Source organism: Aurantibacter sp. UH7 (genome assembly GCF_056839165.1).
The window spans coordinates 4,642,514-4,660,349 of record NZ_CM166388.1; the positions used below are offsets into that span (position 1 = coordinate 4,642,514).

Here is a 17,836-nt window from a genome sequence, read left to right on the forward strand (position 1 = left end):
CAATGAAATAGGTATTTTAATAAACTTTAACTTTAGATAAAGAAATGAGTTGTTATGCCGTAATCTTTGCAAAAGGTTTAATAAAGGTAGAAAGTTTAGCTTTTAAGCCTGGTGTAGCTTCGATTAATGGTAGTCTAACTACAGCATTTGAAAGTCCTAATTGTTCAAATATTCCTTTGATACCAGCTGGGTTGCCTTCATTAAAAATTAAACTCATTCCATCTTGTAGTTCGTAGTGCAATTCATATGCTTTTGTAACATTTCCTTCCAATGCAAAATTTATCATTCTTGAAAATGCTACAGGAACTCCTTGCCCTAATACTGAAATCACTCCAGAACCACCTGCTAAAACAGTAGGCAACGCAGTAATATCATCTCCAGATATCACCATAAAGTCATCTGGTTTATTTTTGATTATTTCTTGCACTTGCACCATATCGCCACAAGCCTCTTTAATACCTATGATGTTATCAAAATCATGTGCCAATCTTAAACTAGTTTCAGGCAACATATTACTACCTGTTCTACCTGGTACATTATATAAAATAATTGGCTTATTAGTAACCTCAGAAATTGCTTTAAAATGCTGATAAATTCCTTCTTGCGTTGGTTTATTGTAATATGGAGAAACAGATAGAATTGCAGCAAAATCTTCCGATTCAAAAGATTTAATTTCATCTACTATTCTATAGGTACTATTTCCTCCAATACCTAAAACTAGTGGTAAGCGACCTGCATTTGCTTCAACAACAACATCCATCACTTGCATCTTTTCTGCCTTATTTAAAGTAACGGATTCACCAGTTGTTCCTAGAACAACAAGATAATCTACACCACCATCAATACAGAAATTTACAATACGTGTTAACGCAAGCGTGTCAATTGACAAATCTTCATTAAAAGGGGTAACCAAAGCTACACCTGTTCCTACTAATTCTTTCATTATATTTCGTTTAGTACACCGAGGTACTTTTTTAGTTCTGACTTAAATACTTTAAATTCCTTTATGGGGGAATCTAGAATAATATCGTTATAAATTTGATCTACTTCTTTAAAACCAACACGTACTCTTGCTTTTGTTTTTACGCTCATTAATTGAATCATAAGGCTTTCTCTATTGTAATAATTTACCAATAAATCATACTCCCTACTCAAAAATTCATGCACATAACTATTCTCTATTTCACCATTCCAGCCTAAATCTTTATCAGAAAACACTGGTGTTGAATACGGAGAATTCTTATCATAAAAACTCTTGTATCCTATTATTTTTACAGCATTTGGTCTCAATTTGTAATCTTCTACAAACTCATAAAATAAGTTAGCATCATCAAAATTATCCAAATCAACTATACATGCCAAAGAGGTTATCCCCTGTGTACGTTGCACAGTCGGCATCGGTTTTTTCAATTCCTCTTTCAGAAATTTTTCTGCCGATCTATGCTTAAATTTATCTTTTATTCCCTTAAACATGTATTTTTACATTTTCAACAATCACACAAATGTAAAGAATTCTACATGCATTTCTCATACGAAGATAAACAGTCCTCTTTTTTTAAAATAAAACAAATTGTTGTATTTATAACAATTTGTTTATTGACATCGTGTACGCCCAAGAAAACATCACTGAATTCTGTTACAGGCAAAGAAATAACCATCGATAGCAGCTTGCTTAAAAATGCAGCAATAGATAGTTTTATACAACCGTATTATAATAGAATTAATGTTGTTTTAGATAGCACTTTATCATTCACTCCTAAAACACTTACTAAAGACGATGGAAAGTACAATAGTTCTTTAGGTAATTTAATGGCTGACATTTTATTAGAACAATCAAATCCAACTTTTAATTCACGCACTGGCAAGACTGTAGATTTTGTATTGTTTAACCATGGTGGCATGCGCTCCATAATTTCTCAAGGTAATATATCGGCAAGAACAGCATATGAAGTTATGCCTTTTGAAAATGCAATAATTATTGTTGAGTTAAGTGGCAAGTCGGTCGCTGAACTGGTGAACTATGTTAAAGATTATGATCGTCCGCATCCTGTTGCCGGAATACAAATAACTATTGGCAAAGATGGCAGCACAAAGGATATAAAAATAAATGGAAAACCATTAAATCCAAACAAAAACTATTTTGTTGCAACAAGTAGTTATTTAGTAACCGGCGGCGATAATATGATATTTTTTAAAGATGGATTGTCTTTCACCGATATTGATTATTCCATTCGGAATGCTATGATTGATTATTTCAAGAAGAAAGACACCATCAAATCAACAGTAGATAATAGGGTCATTAAGTTATGAGTTATATGGAAAGAAGAAAATTTATAAAAAATACCACAGCGGCTAGTACTTTAATTGGCATAGGCGGACTTTCTTTAAATGCATGTAATGCCAATTTAAAAAAGCACATAACCATATTACACACCAATGATGTTCATAGTCATATTGATGTTTTTCCAAAAAATCATAGCCGCTATCCAAATCTTGGTGGCTTAGCACGTAGAGCAACTTTGGTTGAACAAATACGACAAGAAAACTCGAATACTTTACTTTTTGATGCTGGTGATATTTTTCAGGGTACCCCCTACTTCAACTTCTATGGCGGCGAACTTGAGTTCAAATTAATGAGCAAATTAAAATATGATGCTGCCACAATTGGAAATCATGATTTTGACAATGGTTTAGAAGGACTGTTGGCTCAAATGCCACATGCAACGTTTAAGATGTTGTCGGCAAATTATGATTTTTCAAATACCATTATGGATGGCCATACCAAACCATATCACATTTATGATATTGATGGATTAAAAATTGGTGTGTATGGCCTAGGTGTTCATTTAGATGGATTAGTAACTAAAAAGCTCTATCAAGAAACTAAATATTTAGATCCCTACGAAATAGCTCAGGATATGGAGTATAAATTAAAAGTTGAGGATAATTGTGATTTAGTTATTTGTCTTTCGCATATCGGTTATGCATATAAAAATGAAAACAGACCTTCTGACTTAGGTTTAGCTTCAAAAACTGAACATACCGATTTAATTATCGGTGGACATACGCATACCTTTTTAGATAAACCAACAGTTGTGAAAAACAGAAAAGGTAACGATATATTAGTGAACCAAGCTGGTTGTTATGGTATTAATCTTGGGAGAATAGATTTCTACTTTGATGATGCCAAAAATATAGCTACCGACGGCGTTAGTATTGCGGTTTAGCTTTTTAAAACAAACTCTACTATTTCTTGTAATTCTTCATCTAAACTTAGTTTGGAAAAAGGTCTTCCTGCTTTACGGTACCAATAACCTGCATTAAATTCATCACCTTCCTTGCGATGGAGATACGCATGTATCCAACTACCCAAACTATTATGCATGTCTTGGGCAATGTTATGTGAAGACTCCCAATCATCCTTTGCATCAAACCATAATGCTTTTAATCCTTCTGGCCAATCTATTAGAGGAGTTTCGCTATTTAAAGACAGTTGGAACTCAGAATATTCTTTGGGTATGCTCATTATTAAAGAATTTTACCATTGATGATTACAAAGATAGAGAGTCTAGTTAAAAATATATTATAGAATTTGGCGTTAAAAAAAAACCAAAACAACAATATTTTCAGTTTTATACAACTACCAACCAAAGAATGAAGAATTATATAATCTCACTTTTATTCATTTTTTCAAGCACCTATTTTTTTGGACAATGCCCTACTTCAGAGATTGTAATAAACAGCCAACAAGACATTGATTCTTTTGTAATTAACTACCCTAATTGTACCGATTTAACAAACAACCTTTTAATTCAAGGATCAGGAATAACAAATTTGAATGGCTTATCGCAAATTACCTCAATTACAGGTAATCTTGTAATAGGAGGCTTTAATTTAGGCACATCGATTACTAATTTATCTGGGCTTGAGAACCTTGAAACCATAACAGGCAAGCTCGATATAAATCGAAATGCAAGTTTAGAGACATTAACTGGTCTATCTAAATTAACAGAAGTCGGCAGTACGCAAGTCGGAAGTGGTATTTCAATAAGTTTAAATCCATCTTTATTAAATTTAAATGGTTTAAATGGCTTAAACAGGGTCAACAATAGTTTTAATATACAGAATAATGCTTCATTAACTTCGATTGATGCGTTAGCAAATCTTCAGACCTTAATTCTTGGTAATTTTCTAACCTTAACCATACAAGGCAATAATTCGTTAACCAGCTTAACGGGTCTAGAAGGTATAAGTATGATTAGTGGAGGTTTAGTGATTAGCGGTGCTGGATTGACTAATCTTAATGGGTTAAATAATTTAGTTGCAATAACTACGCGATTAGCAATAACTAATTGCTCATCATTAATAAATTTTGAAGGTTTAAATTCGTTACAAAGTATAGGTAGTGATTTACAAATAGAAACAAATTCTTCGCTTCTTAATTTACAAGGTTTCAATGCGTTAAATAATATTTCAGGAAATGTTAGAATCGCACATAATAGTGAAATGCAAAATTTTAATGGTTGTCAAAATTTAGTTTTAATTGATGGAGATTTTACAATATTTAATAATGAAAAACTAGATGATTTTACTGGTTTAACGGGTTTATCTACAATTAATGGTAATGTTGAAATTAGATCAAATGAATTACTTCAAAATTTAACAGGCCTTTCTTCTCTAGCTACAATTAATCAAGAATTACAGATTCGTGACAACCCATCATTAGAAACTTTAGTTGGTTTAGAGTCTTTAGAATTCATAGGACTCGACCTTCAAATAAACATCAATCCAAACCTTCAAAACATAAACGGGCTTGATAATCTTAAAACAGTAACACGTCATCTAGAAATTTCACAAAATGCTAGTTTAGAAGAAATAAAAGCATTAAAAAATTTAGAAACAATAAGTGGTGACTTAAGTGTTAGCCAAAATCCATTATTATTAAATCTAGTAGGTTTAGAAAAAATTACTGAAGTCGGTAGAAACTTATATATCGGTTATAATGCTTCATTATTAAATCTTAATGGATTGAACAACTTAGAGTCTATTCTTTCGAGTTCGAACATTAATAATAATATAACCTTAAAATCATTAGACGGTCTTTCTTCGCTAAAAAGTGTAAACGCTTTTGAATTTGAATTATCGAACAACACGGAACTTACTAATATCAATGGATTAGAAAATCTATCTCAAATAAAAGGAGATTTAATTTTACAGAATAATGATTCTTTAGTTGATTTTTCAGGTTTAGAATCTTTAAATTATATCGAAGGAACTCTTTCAATAAATGATAATGAAAAATTAGAGAGTTTATCTGGCATACAAAATATTGATAACGAATCTATTTCTAATCTGGTTATCGAAGATAATCCGGCTTTAGCTGTTTGTGAAGCTTTAAGTATTTGTAACTATTTAAGTAATTCTGGTCCGCGAAGTATTACTAACAATCAAGTGGGTTGCGATACGGAAGTAGAAATTCTAAACCGATGTGGTAGTGCTTTAAACCTAATTACCGGACAAATTTTATATGACGAAATTGGAGATGGTTGCGACCTAACTGATTACCCTGTTCAAAACCAGCTCATAAAAGCTACTAACGGAACTAAAGTGTTTTCCAATGTAACTGACAGCAATGGTATATTCAATATTTATGTTTCGGAAGGTAGTTACACCACTACTAGTTTTTTAAACGAAGATGTTTTTACAATTTCGCCTCAGAACCAGTATTCCACCTTTGAAAATTTAAAAGCAAAGGACACAATTGACTTTTGCGTAACAAAATTAATTGAAGCCAAGGATGTTCAAATTACCATACTGCCACTTACCGAAGCAAGACCAGGCTTTGAAACTAGTTACAGTATAAATATTAATAATAAAGGCACTAAAACAATTTCAGGAGATATTACTATACAATTCGATAGTGACAAACTAACTTTTCTAGAAGCTAGTAAAACCACATCGTCAGAATCACCAAGCGCTATATCCTTTAATTATACTAATTTAAAACCGTTTGAGGCTAGATCAATAAATGCAACCTTTACTATTCTAGCTCCACCAACCGCTAATATTGATGATATTATTGAATTTACTGGCACCATTAATCCTGTAGATAATGATTACTTGCCCGAGGATAATATTTTTCATTTAGAGCAGACATTAATTGGTTCTTATGATCCAAATGACATTTTAGTTGTTGAAGGAGACTCAATTTCTGTTGAGGATAAAGACAAGTATCTAAATTATATTATCAGGTTTCAAAATACTGGTACGGCATCAGCAATTAATGTGAGCGTAGCACATGAGTTAGATTCCAAATTAGATTGGTCTTCCTTTACTTTTTTATCCTCAAGCCATACCAATACAACATCTGTTGCGAATGGTAATGAAGTAACCTTCTTGTTTGAAGATATTAATTTACCGGATAGCAATTCTAACGAGGTCGAAAGTCATGGTTATGTAGCCTTTAAAATAAAACCAAAATCAGCTATTCAAATTGGAGACATTATTTCTGGAAATGCCGAAATCTATTTTGATTTTAATCCAGCAATAATAACAAATACAGTTACTACAGAAATAGTTCAAGATTCAGACTTACCAGTGCAAGTGCTACTGTCAAGCTATACTAACGTCAAATGTAATGGTGAGAACAACGGAATGCTCGAATTAAATACCACTGGGGGCATACAACCCTATAGTTATGAATTGTTAGATGGGAACAATACTACCATTAGTAGTGGTACAAGTAACATTTTTACGGACCTTCCACCAGGTCAATATTCCGTATTGGTTACTGACGCTAATTTAAGTCAAGAACAAAGTGCTTTAATCGATATTTCAGAACCCGAATTCTTAACTGCATCTTTCTCAGTAAATGGGTTGACTTGTTCTAATAGCAATGATGGCCAAGCAACTTTAATGGCTACTGGCGGCACTGCTCCATACGAGTTTTCTATAGACTCAGGAAACACTTTTCAAACAAGCGCTAGTTTTGAGAACTTAGATACAGGATCTTATTCTGGAATTGTGCGGGACGCTAATGGCTGCCAAGCTGATTTAATTTTTGAAATAAGTCAAGGATTAGAAAAAAATAACTGTAGCGCTTTTTCTTTGCCTTCAGATAATTTTAAAATACAAGTAACTAGTGAAACCTGTGCTTCAAGCAACAACGGTTTAATACTAATAACGGCTGTAGAAAATCACAATTATTCAGTCACACTAAAAACTGAGAACAGTACAATTGATAAAGCATTTAGCACATTTACAAGTTTTCAAAATTTAGAGGCAGACAACTACGAAATATGCATTACAGTTATAGACGAAGCTGAATATGAAAAATGTTTTACGGTACAAGTTACCGAACCTGAAAAGCTCATAGTACAATCTGATATAGACCCTTCCGGTAAATTGGTAACATTAAAAATGCAAGGTGCTAACAAATACGATATTGAGATAAACGGCAAGGAGTATTCAACTACGGATAATAGTATAACAATCCCTCTTTCATCAGAAAATAATTCAATTTCCGTTACAACTGACATTGATTGTCAAGGGCAACATACCGAAACAATTCTTTCAACTTTTGACAAAGTTACAGTATATCCGAATCCTGTTGAAAAAGGTGAAGTAAGCATTCATTTGCCTAATAGTAGCCAAAATGAAGTACTTCTAACCCTATTTTCTATTAACGGAAAACGGATATTGGAAAAAATTGAAAAAACCGAAAATGGCATTATCAAATTGAATATGGACGAAATACCTTCTGGAATTTATACCATTATCATGACTACAGCATCATCGAACGATATAGCTAAAATTATTAAAAAGTAATGGGGATGAAAACCTTTATAAAATATGATTTAAGTATAATACTATTACTAATTATTTGGTCTTGTAATAAATCAAATGATACCATACCAAAAGAATTAGTAAACAATCCAATCGCTGCAATTTTAACTTTTCCTGATGACAATACCGAATGTAATGAAGGGGTAATTATTAACGAAAATGAAAGTCGTGTAAACTTTCAATGGAACGATTCTGAATTCACTGACACCTATACGGTTGTCCTCAAAAATTTAGATATAGATACAATTTTTGAAACAGAAAGTGCATCAAATTCAGCCGAAATAATTATTGAAAGAAGTACGTCATACAGATGGTACGTAATATCAAAATCAGAAAATAGCGACAAAACAGCTGAGAGTGATTCATGGCAATTTTACAATGCTGGTAAAGGAACAACTAATTATGCGCCTTTTCCGGCCGATATTATCTCGCCCGAAAATAATCAAGAGATTTCTCCAATAGATGGCAAAATTATTTTAGAATGGACTGCTACCGATCTCGATAATGATATAAAGGAATATGAAGTTTTTTTTGGAACTGAAAGTACATTAACCGAAAGTCTGGGAATCGTAAACGAAAATACATTTGAGGTTAATGTGATAGCTGGTATTGAATATTTTTGGAAGATTAAAACACAAGATGAAGCCGGGAATATATCCACATCAGAAGTTTTCAACTTTTTGGCTAATTAGTGTAAATTATTTTATATCACCTTTTTTGTTAGAATGCTTGATGGAAAGAACTTCTTTGGGTTCTTTCTTTGGGTTCAAAGTCGTTTTCAGTATCTTCCTTCCAACTTTATTTAGTTAAATGAAATTCATACTAGCACCCGATAAATATAAAGGATCATTAAGTGGATTCGATTTTTGCGACGCCGTTCAAGAAGGTATCGTCAAAGTATTTCCCGAGGCAAAATTCTCAAAAATGCCATTAGCAGATGGTGGCGATGGCACCATTGATGTTGTCGATTATTATTTAAATGGCAACAAAATTATAGTTACAGTAAACGATCCTTTTTTTAAGCCTATACAAGCCACGTACCTCTATTCAAATACTAGTAAAATTGCATTTATAGAAATGGCTGAAGCTTCGGGTTTAAAGTTATTAAAACCTTCAGAATTCGATTGTATAAATGCAACATCCTATGGCACTGGTGAATTAATTGTTGATGCTTTAGAACGTGGTGCAAAAGAGATAATTATAGGTATTGGTGGAAGCGCAACAAACGATGGCGGAATGGGCATGGCTAATGCATTAGGTTTCCGTTTTATGGATAATAATGGCAAAGAATTACAACCAATAGGAAGCAATCTGAATTTAGTTACCAGTATAGATGACACAGAAAAAAATTCCAAGCTTAAAGGCGTAGAATTTAAAGTAGCCTGTGATGTTTCTAATCCCTTTTATGGTGAGAATGGAGCGGCACATGTGTATGCAAAGCAAAAAGGAGCAAGTGAAAAAGAAATAACCCAACTAGATGGCGGTCTTCAGAACTTTGCTAATGTAGTATCAAATAAATATGAGGTTGATCTTCAGAACATTTCTGGGTCCGGAGCAGCTGGTGGAATTGGCGGTGGAGCTGTAGTATTTCTTGGTGGACAACTAACTTCTGGAATTGAACTTATTAAAGAACTTGCAAATTTTGACTCTAAAATTTCAGTTGCTGATTGGATTATTACTGGCGAAGGTATGATAGACATTCAGACACTAGCTGGAAAAACGATAGCCGGTGTAATTTCTTCTGCTGCTAAAAAGAACATTCCAGTAGCTGCTTTATGTGGTTCTGTTAATCTTACTATAGCAGAACAACAAAAATTAAATTTAACCTATGTTACCTCAATTGTTCAAGGAATCTCCAATTTGCAGGAGGCAATGGACTCTAGTTATGGCAATCTGGTTAAAGCAAGTTATAATTTTGCCAAGCTGTTACAAAGTAAACTATAGGGGGAATTTAAATGAACGATATCGCACTATTCATATTTACGAACCATATATTTTAAAATAGTATTTAGAATGTCCTCCTCCGAAGTTGTCATATCAACAGTTAAAGCGCGTTTAGGCATTTCTAATGTCTCAAAATCGGCTTTAAGTAAAGAAGCTGGACGGTCGTGATTTGGGGTATTTTCAATTCGTTCTGCGACAAATTCGTAAGAACCCTTCATAAAAATCCAATCCAATTGATGATTAATATTTTCATCTAACATTAAACGATCTTCCTTTTTTAATACCGAACAAGAAACAACACAACCTTTTAATTTTGATTCCTTGCTTATTAGTTCTTTAATTGAATTCAACCAATTTTCGATATTTACATCCTGTCCGCTTTTACCTTCTTGCAATTTACTTGCAAAGAGTTTATCTGCATCAAAAAAAGGAGTATCTAAAACCTTAGCAATTTTCTGACCTATAGCACTTTTCCCTGTTCCACACACTCCTACTAGAACAACAACGTAATTGTGATTTTTCATATAAAATTAATTGGTTTACCAGATTGGTTTACCAAATATAAGAATTATGGTTTAACTTAAACCATTATCCGCAGCAAATAATCTTTAGATTTTATTAATAATCACTTTCAAATCGCAGCCAAATATCTGGATTCAAATAAAACATTTTCTTCCAACCTTGTACGGCAACAGAATCATATAATTTAGGATATGGAAAAGGTGTAGTAATTGCATAATGCAGATGTGGAGGTTTCCCTGCCGCATTGCCAGTATCGCCAACAGTACCCAATGTGGTCCCTCTCTTTATAGGTTTTAATGAGAATGTTTGTATTTCATTTAAATGAGCATAATAATGAAATCGCCACTTCGGCCCTAATATCATTACCGACTTCCCTCCTTTACCACCTTCATGGGTATAAATTACAATTCCATTTGTTGAGGCTACTACAGCCGAGCCTTTTTCTGCAAAAATATCGATGCCTTTATGGGTAATTGAAGAACCCCATGGGTATGCCCAAAATGATTCTTTATCCCAACTTTTCGTGGTCGCATCTTCAACTGGAATAATCATATTTTGAGGTAATAAAAATCCAATCAGTAAAAATACCAATGGAACCCAAAACCATTTTCGCATTCCTTTATTTCGAAAAATAAAAGCAAAAACCGTTAGCATTGCAAACCAGAATCTATTAGTAGTGTTGGTTATCATGCGTTCTTAAAAACTGAATTCAAATAGGTATGCTTATGTTTAAAAACAATTTTATTCATTACTAAACCATCGCTAAAAAATCATCTTCTGTAATAATTGCTATGCCTAAATCTTCAGCTTTAGTTCTTTTACTTGGTCCCATTTTATCCCCGGCAACAACATATGAAGTTTTCGAAGAAATTGAAGAAGAAACCTTGCCTCCATTGTCCTCAATTAATTTTTTTAATTCGTTTCGACTTACTTTTTCAAAAACTCCAGAAACCACAAAGGACTTACCTTTTAATGTATCAGTCTGATTTTGTAACTGCTCTTCAGAAAGCGAAAATTGTAGTCCGTATGATTTTAATCGATTTACGATTTCTACATTTTCCGGGTTGCTAAAAAAGGCAACTACGCTTTGTGCAATACGTTCCCCTATTTCATCAACCGCAGTTAAATCCAGAATATTAGCCAGCATTAAAGCATCAATATTTTTATATGCTTTTGCTAGTTTTTTGGCCACAGTCTCTCCGACATATCGAATCCCCAGTCCAAATAACACGCGTTCAAAGGGAATTTTTTTTGAAGCAGCTACACCAGCGATTAAATTCTCTGCAGATTTCTCTGCCATACGTTCCAAAGGCAATATTTGTTCCTTTGTTAGAGTGTACAAATCTGCGCAATTTGTTAGTAGTCCGCCTTTAAAAAGCAATTCTACCGTTTCACTTCCTAAGCCATCTATGTCCATAGCTTTTCTAGAAATAAAATGTTGAATCCTACCTGTAATCTGGGTTGGACATCCATATTCATTAGGACAATAATGCTTGGCATCACCATCTTGCCGGACCAATTCGGTTCCGCATTCAGGACACTCTGAAATATATTTGGTGGGATTTGAATTTGTATTTCGCTGGGTTAAATCCACTCCAACAATTTTTGGGATTATCTCACCACCCTTTTCTACAAAAACAGTATCACCTTCTCTAATGTCTAATTTAGCTATCTGGTCCGCATTATGTAATGAAGCACGTTTTACCGTTGTACCCGCTAATAAAACCGGTTTTAGATTTGCAACTGGAGTAATCGCCCCTGTACGCCCAACTTGATACGTGATTTCATTAAGAACTGTTGAAACTTGTTCTGCTTTAAACTTATACGCCATCGCCCATCTAGGAGCTTTGGCAGTATAACCCAATTCTTCTTGTTGTTGTATGCTATTAACTTTAATAACAACGCCATCTGTTTCATAAGGTAAGTTGTGACGTGCTACATCCCAATGTTCAATAAAAGCCAATACTTCATCTGTAGATTTACACAATTTTGCGATAGAGGGTACTTTAAATCCCCATTCCCGAGCTTTCTCGAGCATTTGCCATTGCGATTCAATTCCAGTATTCTCACCAACAATTCCGTAAAGCAAACAGTCTAAAGGTCGTTGTGCTACCTGAGCACTATCTTGTAATTTTAAACTACCGGAAGCCGTATTACGGGGATTCATATAAGGGTCTTCACCATTTTCAATTCGCTCAAGGTTCATTTTTGCAAAACCTTCAAAGGGCAAAACTATCTCACCGCGAATGTCAAACTTGGGAGGATAATTACCCTTTAATTGCAAGGGTACGGAACGTATTGTTTTTATATTGGTCGTAACATCATCACCCTGAAAACCATCGCCTCTCGTTACTGCTCGTGTAAGTTTTCCGTTTTCATAGGTCAAATTAATACTCGCTCCATCATACTTTAATTCACAAGTAAATTCAACTTCAAGGTTCCCTAAAATTTTTTGAACTCGTTTTTCCCACTCTTCCAAATCTTCTTTGGAATACGAGTTATCTAATGAATACATACGTTGTTCATGGGCAACCGTATTAAAATTTTTAGTTACTTCACCTCCTACTCGTAAAGTCGGTGAAGAAGCGTCATAGTATTCTGGGTGCTTATCTTCTAGAGCTTTTAACTCCTTCAATTGCATGTCAAAATCATAATCTGAAATCGTTGGATTATCAAGCACATAATAATTGTAATTATGCTCTCTTAATTGATTTCGAAGGGATTCTATTTGATTTTTTATATTCATTTCTATAGTTATTCTCGACCATTAAGTCTAGAATTAAATTATAATTATTCATCAATTAAAAGAGATTGAAAATGTGCTTATAATACAGCCTTTACCATTCTGTCATTCCCAAAAATATCTTTTCGCAGTTCAATATCTATAAAATTATTCGCTTCTAAAAGTTGTATTGTCTCTTTCCCTAAATATTGATTTATTTCAAAAAACAAAACACCTCCCTTTTTCAAATTCTTAGTAGCGAAAACAGTAATATTTTCATAAAAGATTAAAGGATTTTCATCAGAAACAAATAAAGCTAAACTGGGTTCAAACTCTAAAACATTGGTTGTCATTTCAGTTTTTTCTAATTCTCTAACATAAGGCGGATTGGAAACAATAACATCGAACTTTTCTTCGATACAAAACTCCTTTAAAATATCTGCTTTTATAAATTCAATTTCAACTTTATTTCGTAAGGCATTCTTTCTTGCAACCGCCAAGGCTTCCTTAGAAATATCCAAGGCGTATACTCTAGCATCTGGTAAATTCTTTGCCAATGCAACTGCAATACAGCCACTTCCGGTACCAATATCGATTATTTTTAGCTTGTTTATATCACTTTTTACACTAGCCTTTTTGATTGACACTTCAGCTATCACCCACCGAACTAATTCTTCAGTTTCAGGTCTAGGTATTAACACATTTTCATCCACATTAAAATCCATATCCATAAAGTTAGTAGCACCAATTATATATTGAATTGGATGATTCAATTTCAACTTTGCCAAGCCTTCAAAAAGCGGTTGTTCATCTTCTTTGCTGATATTTATATCGGGCTGGAACGCCAAAACAAAACGTTCTAATTTAAGGTGATGCTCAATTAAGATATAAAAAAAACTAGCTACTTCTTCTCTACCATAAATTGAATCCAGTTCTAAATGGAAAACATTTTTTATCTCTTTAAGCAGCATACTTTATATAATTTACTTTTTACAATTAACATTGATTTAGCTTCCTATTAAGCAAACCCTTTTCAATTGAAATAGACAAGATTTAATATTCTATTTTTGTGAAGTGAATATACATACAAAATACATGTTGCGCTGCATAGAATTAGGCAAAAATGGTTTGGGTAGCACCTACCCCAATCCTATGGTTGGCAGCGTAATTGTACATGAGAATAAGATAATTGGTGAAGGTTACACAAGTGCTTATGGCGGTAATCATGCAGAGGTGAATGCGATAAATTCAGTCGAAAACAAATCACTTCTTAAAGATGCCACCATATATGTTAGCCTTGAGCCCTGCTCTCATTATGGTAAAACACCCCCGTGTGCAGATTTAATAATAAAACACAGCATTAAAAATGTTGTTGTAGGTTGTTTAGACCCTCATGAAAAAGTTGCAGGCAGAGGCATTAAAAGATTGCGAGATGCGGGCTGCAATGTAGAAGTTGGTATTCTTGAAAAAGAGTGTCGAAAACATCATAAACGATTTTTAACATTTCATGAAAAGAAGCGCCCTTATATTATTCTTAAATGGGCCGAAACAACGGATGGATTTATTGCTCCAGATAAAAACTTACGAGCAAGCAACCCAGAACCATTTTGGATTACAAACAAAAAATCGAGACAGTTAGTACATCAATGGCGCGCAGAAGAACATGCAATTTTAGTTGGTACCAAAACTGTATTAGAAGATAACCCAAAATTAAATGTACGAGATTGGAACGGCAGTTCTCCGATTAGAATTATAATAGATAAGAATTTAAAAATACCAACAGACTTTCATGTTTTTGATGGAAGTATTAAAACATTAGTCTTAAATTCGGAGAGAAACAGCAGTGACGAAACTATTGAATATTTAAAACTTAATTTTAAAGCCAATCTTGTTCAAGAAATTTGCAATGTTTTGCACAGCAAAAATATTTTAAGTTTAATTGTTGAAGGTGGCACTTTTACATTACAGCGTTTTATTGAAAGTAATTTATGGGATGAAGCACGTGTTTTTAAAGGAAATACTAATTTTGAAAATGGCTTAAAAGCTCCTAATATTTCCGAAAACAATAGTACTGCACAAAAAATTATAAAAGACATTTTAACTACTTATTATAATGATTAAAAACATCATTTTTGACTTCGGCGATATTTTTATAAATCTTGATAAGCAAATAATTTTTCGAGAAGCTGAAAATTTTGGTGGTACGGCAGACTTAATGCCAAAGCTGCATGAAATAAATAATCAATTTGAAATTGGCGCCCTAACGCCAAAAGAATTTGTAAGCGCACTTCAAGAGGTTTACCCTAAGGCTAACGAAAATGAAATAGAAAACATTTGGAACGGAATGCTTCTAGACTTTCCTGATTACCGCTTAGATTTTATTACCAAACTAGCAAGTGAAAATGCATACCGTTTGTTCTTATTAAGCAATACTAATGCAATGCACATTCCTTTTCTAGCAGATAGATGGGGTGAAGAAAAATTCAATCAGTTTAAGAATTGTTTCGAAAAATTCTACCTCTCACAAGAAATAGGTTTGCGAAAACCCAATGCTGATATTTTTGAATTTGTATTAAGGCAGAATAACCTTTTAGCAAGCGAAACATTCTTTATAGATGACACCAAAGAAAATACCGACGCAGCTGAAAAATTAGGGATTTCTTGTTGGAATTTACAAGTTGGGCAAGAAGATATTATCGATTTAAAATCGAAACTATAATATGCTAGATTTAGCACTAAGTGTTTTTTTTGCAAGTTTAATTTTTGTCATTTTCAAGTTGTATGACACCTATAAGGTAGAAACATTTTATGCAATTATCACCAACTATGTAGTTGCTAGTATTTATGGATTTTCTTTTTACAATGGTGAAATTACCCTCCTTGAGGTTGCTGAAAAAAAATGGTTTCTAGGAACAATAATTATAGGAATATTATTTATTGTAGTATTCAATTTAATGGCAGCAACTGCCCAACGTGTTGGGGTTTCAGTGGCGTCAGTAGCAACCAAAATGTCATTAGTTATTCCGGTTATCTTCGGTGTTTACACCTATAATGAACATCTCGGACCTATAAAAATTATTGGTATAATTCTCGCTTTAGCTTCTGTGTACTTTACCTCACATAAAGAGCATTCTATAAAACTTAAAAGGACTACTTTATTATTACCTTTTCTAATATTTATTGGATCTGGTATAATAGATACAGGAATTAAATACATACAAGAAGTACATCTAACAGCTTCTGAATTTTCATTATTCTCGGCCATTGCTTTTGGATTTGCCGCTTTAACCGGATTACTTTTCATACTTATAAAATCATTTAAAACACCTATTAGAATAAATTTTAAAAATGTGATAGGTGGTATTATTTTAGGCATTCCTAATTTTTATTCAATATATTTTCTAATGCGCGCGTTACAAAACGACGAATTAACTAGCGCTACCATTTTCACAATTAACAATGTGGCTATAGTCATGGTATGCACTTTAATAGGTATTATACTATTCAAAGAAAAAATAAGTTTAAAAAATTGGGGTGGTATTGCCTTAGCAGTTATTAGTATTTTTTTAGTAGCATTGTTTTAAATGGAGAACGAAACATATTCATACAAGACCATTTTAAAACCTTCAATTGAAGTTTTATATAAAGACAAGAAAAGCAAATTTTACGGTTATGCTTTTCCGATTAATTCAGAAGAAGAAGTTAAACCTATAATTGAAATATTAAAAAAAAAGCACCAATCGGCTAACCATATTTGTTATGCCTGGCAACTCGGAATTGACGACTTAAGATATAGAGCCAATGATGACGGAGAACCAAACAATTCTGCCGGTATGCCTATCTATGGTCAAATACAATCTTTTGAAGTTACAAATGTGCTTGTAGCCGTAGCTCGAATTTTCGGAGGAACCAAACTTGGGATTGGTGGTTTAATAAGCGCATATAGAGAGGCTGCCAAAATTGCATTGCAAGAATCAAAAATTATTGAAAAAAAATTAAAATGCAATTATAAAATTGATTTCGAATATTCTGACATAAATACGGTAATGGGGTTAATAAAAAAATTACAACTAGATATTACTTCTCAAAAAATGGAAATACAATGTGAAGTAATTATTTCATTTGATAAACAAAATGAAAATATTGTGATGAACCACTTTAATCCGCACCATAAAATAAAGTTCTCAAAACTGTACTAGTTTTCTAATTTTTTCAAGCACATAATCGGGGCAAGCAGTAGGCCTATTTGTCTTCATGTCAATAAAAGCCAGTACTGTGTTAGCTGTAACCAATAATTCTTGTTTTTCATTAAAGATTTTATAGTCAAATTCTATCTTTACAAACGGCTCTTTTTTAAGGCTAGTTTGCACAGTTAAAAGATCGTCGTATAAGGCAGGTTTTTTAAAATCAATTTGCATTGAAACTACTGGAAGCATCACACCATTTTCCTCCATGGTTTTATACGACACGCCTAAATCACGAAGCCAAGCAACCCTCCCCATCTCAAGGTATTGTGCGTAATTTCCGTAGTAAACATACTTCATCTGGTCCGTTTCCGCGTATCGTACGTGAAAAGAAATTTCTTTAAAATTTGTCATTATAGGTGTAAATACTTTATATTTAAGAAGTAACGATATGAAGTGCTATAACTTGCGAAAAAAAAACCGAATAATCAACCCCCTTTTCATTTTTTTTTTAGATAATTTGTTCACATATTTGTCAACCCTAAATAAGCCTAGAACTTACCAATTTAAGACCAGCAAAACTTAATCACTAACCAGAGAAAAGAGAGAACAATATCAC

General features: G+C 33.1%; 17 protein-coding genes. 9 read left to right on the top strand and 8 right to left on the bottom strand.

Annotated features, from left to right (window positions below; all coding sequences use genetic code 11):
- Positions 1 to 52 precede the first annotated feature (52 nt).
- Together dapA and UH7x_RS19790 are read right to left on the bottom strand one after the other, a co-directional pair.
- On the bottom strand, positions 53 to 943 hold the full coding sequence (gene dapA, locus UH7x_RS19785; RefSeq protein ID WP_482361656.1) for a 4-hydroxy-tetrahydrodipicolinate synthase: 891 nt from the start codon (positions 941 to 943) through the stop codon (positions 53 to 55).
- Positions 943 to 1,473 carry a DUF6913 domain-containing protein gene (locus UH7x_RS19790; protein WP_482361657.1) on the bottom strand — a complete coding sequence of 177 codons (531 nt, stop codon included), beginning with the start codon at positions 1,471 to 1,473 and terminating at the stop codon, positions 943 to 945. The genes dapA and UH7x_RS19790 overlap by 1 nt, the downstream gene beginning before the upstream one ends.
- Before the next feature lie 45 nt (positions 1,474 to 1,518).
- Here UH7x_RS19790 and UH7x_RS19795 point away from each other — a divergent pair, with 45 nt between their 5' ends.
- Positions 1,519 to 2,310 (top strand): 5'-nucleotidase C-terminal domain-containing protein, encoded by a 792-nt coding sequence (locus UH7x_RS19795; protein WP_482361658.1) that lies wholly within the window; start codon positions 1,519 to 1,521, stop codon positions 2,308 to 2,310.
- Between the two features lie 5 nt (positions 2,311 to 2,315).
- On the top strand, positions 2,316 to 3,227 hold the full coding sequence (locus UH7x_RS19800; RefSeq protein ID WP_482361659.1) for a bifunctional metallophosphatase/5'-nucleotidase: 912 nt from the start codon (positions 2,316 to 2,318) through the stop codon (positions 3,225 to 3,227).
- Here UH7x_RS19800 and UH7x_RS19805 read toward each other — a convergent pair.
- Complete coding sequence (locus tag UH7x_RS19805) at positions 3,224 to 3,526, bottom strand: hypothetical protein (RefSeq protein WP_482361660.1); 303 nt, start codon at positions 3,524 to 3,526, stop codon at positions 3,224 to 3,226. The two genes, UH7x_RS19800 and UH7x_RS19805, sit on opposite strands and share 4 nt — an antisense overlap.
- A 128-nt stretch (positions 3,527 to 3,654) precedes the next feature.
- Here UH7x_RS19805 and UH7x_RS19810 point away from each other — a divergent pair, with 128 nt between their 5' ends.
- The 3 genes from UH7x_RS19810 (at position 3,655) to UH7x_RS19820 (ending at position 9,789) form a co-directional block, all read left to right on the top strand.
- Entirely contained in the window at positions 3,655 to 7,827 is a 4,173-nt protein-coding gene (locus UH7x_RS19810; RefSeq protein ID WP_482361661.1) for a DUF7619 domain-containing protein, read from the top strand.
- Between the two features lie 5 nt (positions 7,828 to 7,832).
- Positions 7,833 to 8,537, top strand: coding sequence for a hypothetical protein (locus tag UH7x_RS19815; protein ID WP_482361662.1), 705 nt, complete (start codon positions 7,833 to 7,835; stop codon positions 8,535 to 8,537).
- A 118-nt stretch (positions 8,538 to 8,655) separates the two neighbouring features.
- Positions 8,656 to 9,789 carry a glycerate kinase gene (locus UH7x_RS19820; protein ID WP_482361663.1) on the top strand — a complete coding sequence of 378 codons (1,134 nt, stop codon included), beginning with the start codon at positions 8,656 to 8,658 and terminating at the stop codon, positions 9,787 to 9,789.
- 26 nt (positions 9,790 to 9,815) lie between these two features.
- On the opposite strand, the gene UH7x_RS19825 is transcribed toward UH7x_RS19820, so the two are convergent.
- The 4 genes from UH7x_RS19825 to prmC form a co-directional block, all read right to left on the bottom strand.
- Positions 9,816 to 10,313, bottom strand: a complete 498-nt coding sequence (locus tag UH7x_RS19825; RefSeq protein WP_482361664.1) for a shikimate kinase — start codon at positions 10,311 to 10,313, stop codon at positions 9,816 to 9,818.
- A 94-nt stretch (positions 10,314 to 10,407) separates the two neighbouring features.
- On the bottom strand, positions 10,408 to 11,001 hold the full coding sequence (locus UH7x_RS19830) for a M23 family metallopeptidase (protein WP_482361665.1): 594 nt from the start codon (positions 10,999 to 11,001) through the stop codon (positions 10,408 to 10,410).
- A gap of 61 nt (positions 11,002 to 11,062) precedes the next feature.
- Entirely contained in the window at positions 11,063 to 13,057 is a 1,995-nt protein-coding gene (gene ligA, locus UH7x_RS19835) for an NAD-dependent DNA ligase LigA (RefSeq protein ID WP_482361666.1), read from the bottom strand.
- Between the two features lie 77 nt (positions 13,058 to 13,134).
- Positions 13,135 to 14,004, bottom strand: coding sequence for a peptide chain release factor N(5)-glutamine methyltransferase (gene prmC, locus UH7x_RS19840; protein WP_482361667.1), 870 nt, complete (start codon positions 14,002 to 14,004; stop codon positions 13,135 to 13,137).
- A 124-nt stretch (positions 14,005 to 14,128) separates the two neighbouring features.
- On the opposite strand from prmC, the gene ribD reads away from it, so the two are divergent.
- From ribD to UH7x_RS19860, 4 genes are read left to right on the top strand one after another with little or no spacing between them, the layout of a single operon-like run.
- Entirely contained in the window at positions 14,129 to 15,154 is a 1,026-nt protein-coding gene (gene ribD, locus UH7x_RS19845; protein ID WP_482361668.1) for a bifunctional diaminohydroxyphosphoribosylaminopyrimidine deaminase/5-amino-6-(5-phosphoribosylamino)uracil reductase RibD, read from the top strand.
- The gene (locus UH7x_RS19850; protein WP_482361669.1) at positions 15,147 to 15,752 is read left to right on the top strand and encodes an HAD family hydrolase; all 606 of its coding nucleotides are present in this window, start codon (positions 15,147 to 15,149) and stop codon (positions 15,750 to 15,752) included. The genes ribD and UH7x_RS19850 overlap by 8 nt, the downstream gene beginning before the upstream one ends.
- Before the next feature lies 1 nt (position 15,753).
- Positions 15,754 to 16,617 carry a GRP family sugar transporter gene (locus UH7x_RS19855; protein WP_482361670.1) on the top strand — a complete coding sequence of 288 codons (864 nt, stop codon included), beginning with the start codon at positions 15,754 to 15,756 and terminating at the stop codon, positions 16,615 to 16,617.
- Entirely contained in the window at positions 16,618 to 17,232 is a 615-nt protein-coding gene (locus tag UH7x_RS19860; RefSeq protein WP_482361671.1) for an IMPACT family protein, read from the top strand.
- On the opposite strand, the gene UH7x_RS19865 is transcribed toward UH7x_RS19860, so the two are convergent.
- Positions 17,218 to 17,631, bottom strand: a complete 414-nt coding sequence (locus UH7x_RS19865; protein WP_482361672.1) for an acyl-CoA thioesterase — start codon at positions 17,629 to 17,631, stop codon at positions 17,218 to 17,220. The genes UH7x_RS19860 and UH7x_RS19865 overlap by 15 nt on opposite strands.
- Positions 17,632 to 17,836 lie beyond the last annotated feature (205 nt).

What these genes read in the sequence shown, in the direction of transcription:
- ligA (WP_482361666.1), bottom strand. Translation starts at nt 13,057, where the DNA reads ATGAATATAAAAAATCAAATAGAATCCCTTCGAAATCAATTAAGAGAG.
- UH7x_RS19865 (WP_482361672.1), bottom strand. Translation starts at nt 17,631, where the DNA reads ATGACAAATTTTAAAGAAATTTCTTTTCACGTACGATACGCGGAAACG.
- ribD (WP_482361668.1), top strand. Translation starts at nt 14,129, where the DNA reads ATGTTGCGCTGCATAGAATTAGGCAAAAATGGTTTGGGTAGCACCTAC.
- UH7x_RS19805 (WP_482361660.1), bottom strand. Translation starts at nt 3,526, where the DNA reads ATGAGCATACCCAAAGAATATTCTGAGTTCCAACTGTCTTTAAATAGC.
- UH7x_RS19825 (WP_482361664.1), bottom strand. Translation starts at nt 10,313, where the DNA reads ATGAAAAATCACAATTACGTTGTTGTTCTAGTAGGAGTGTGTGGAACA.
- UH7x_RS19790 (WP_482361657.1), bottom strand. Translation starts at nt 1,473, where the DNA reads ATGTTTAAGGGAATAAAAGATAAATTTAAGCATAGATCGGCAGAAAAA.
- UH7x_RS19855 (WP_482361670.1), top strand. Translation starts at nt 15,754, where the DNA reads ATGCTAGATTTAGCACTAAGTGTTTTTTTTGCAAGTTTAATTTTTGTC.
- dapA (WP_482361656.1), bottom strand. Translation starts at nt 943, where the DNA reads ATGAAAGAATTAGTAGGAACAGGTGTAGCTTTGGTTACCCCTTTTAAT.
- UH7x_RS19820 (WP_482361663.1), top strand. Translation starts at nt 8,656, where the DNA reads ATGAAATTCATACTAGCACCCGATAAATATAAAGGATCATTAAGTGGA.
- UH7x_RS19810 (WP_482361661.1), top strand. Translation starts at nt 3,655, where the DNA reads ATGAAGAATTATATAATCTCACTTTTATTCATTTTTTCAAGCACCTAT.
- UH7x_RS19800 (WP_482361659.1), top strand. Translation starts at nt 2,316, where the DNA reads ATGGAAAGAAGAAAATTTATAAAAAATACCACAGCGGCTAGTACTTTA.
- UH7x_RS19860 (WP_482361671.1), top strand. Translation starts at nt 16,618, where the DNA reads ATGGAGAACGAAACATATTCATACAAGACCATTTTAAAACCTTCAATT.
- UH7x_RS19850 (WP_482361669.1), top strand. Translation starts at nt 15,147, where the DNA reads ATGATTAAAAACATCATTTTTGACTTCGGCGATATTTTTATAAATCTT.
- UH7x_RS19795 (WP_482361658.1), top strand. Translation starts at nt 1,519, where the DNA reads ATGCATTTCTCATACGAAGATAAACAGTCCTCTTTTTTTAAAATAAAA.
- prmC (WP_482361667.1), bottom strand. Translation starts at nt 14,004, where the DNA reads ATGCTGCTTAAAGAGATAAAAAATGTTTTCCATTTAGAACTGGATTCA.
- UH7x_RS19830 (WP_482361665.1), bottom strand. Translation starts at nt 11,001, where the DNA reads ATGATAACCAACACTACTAATAGATTCTGGTTTGCAATGCTAACGGTT.
- UH7x_RS19815 (WP_482361662.1), top strand. Translation starts at nt 7,833, where the DNA reads ATGAAAACCTTTATAAAATATGATTTAAGTATAATACTATTACTAATT.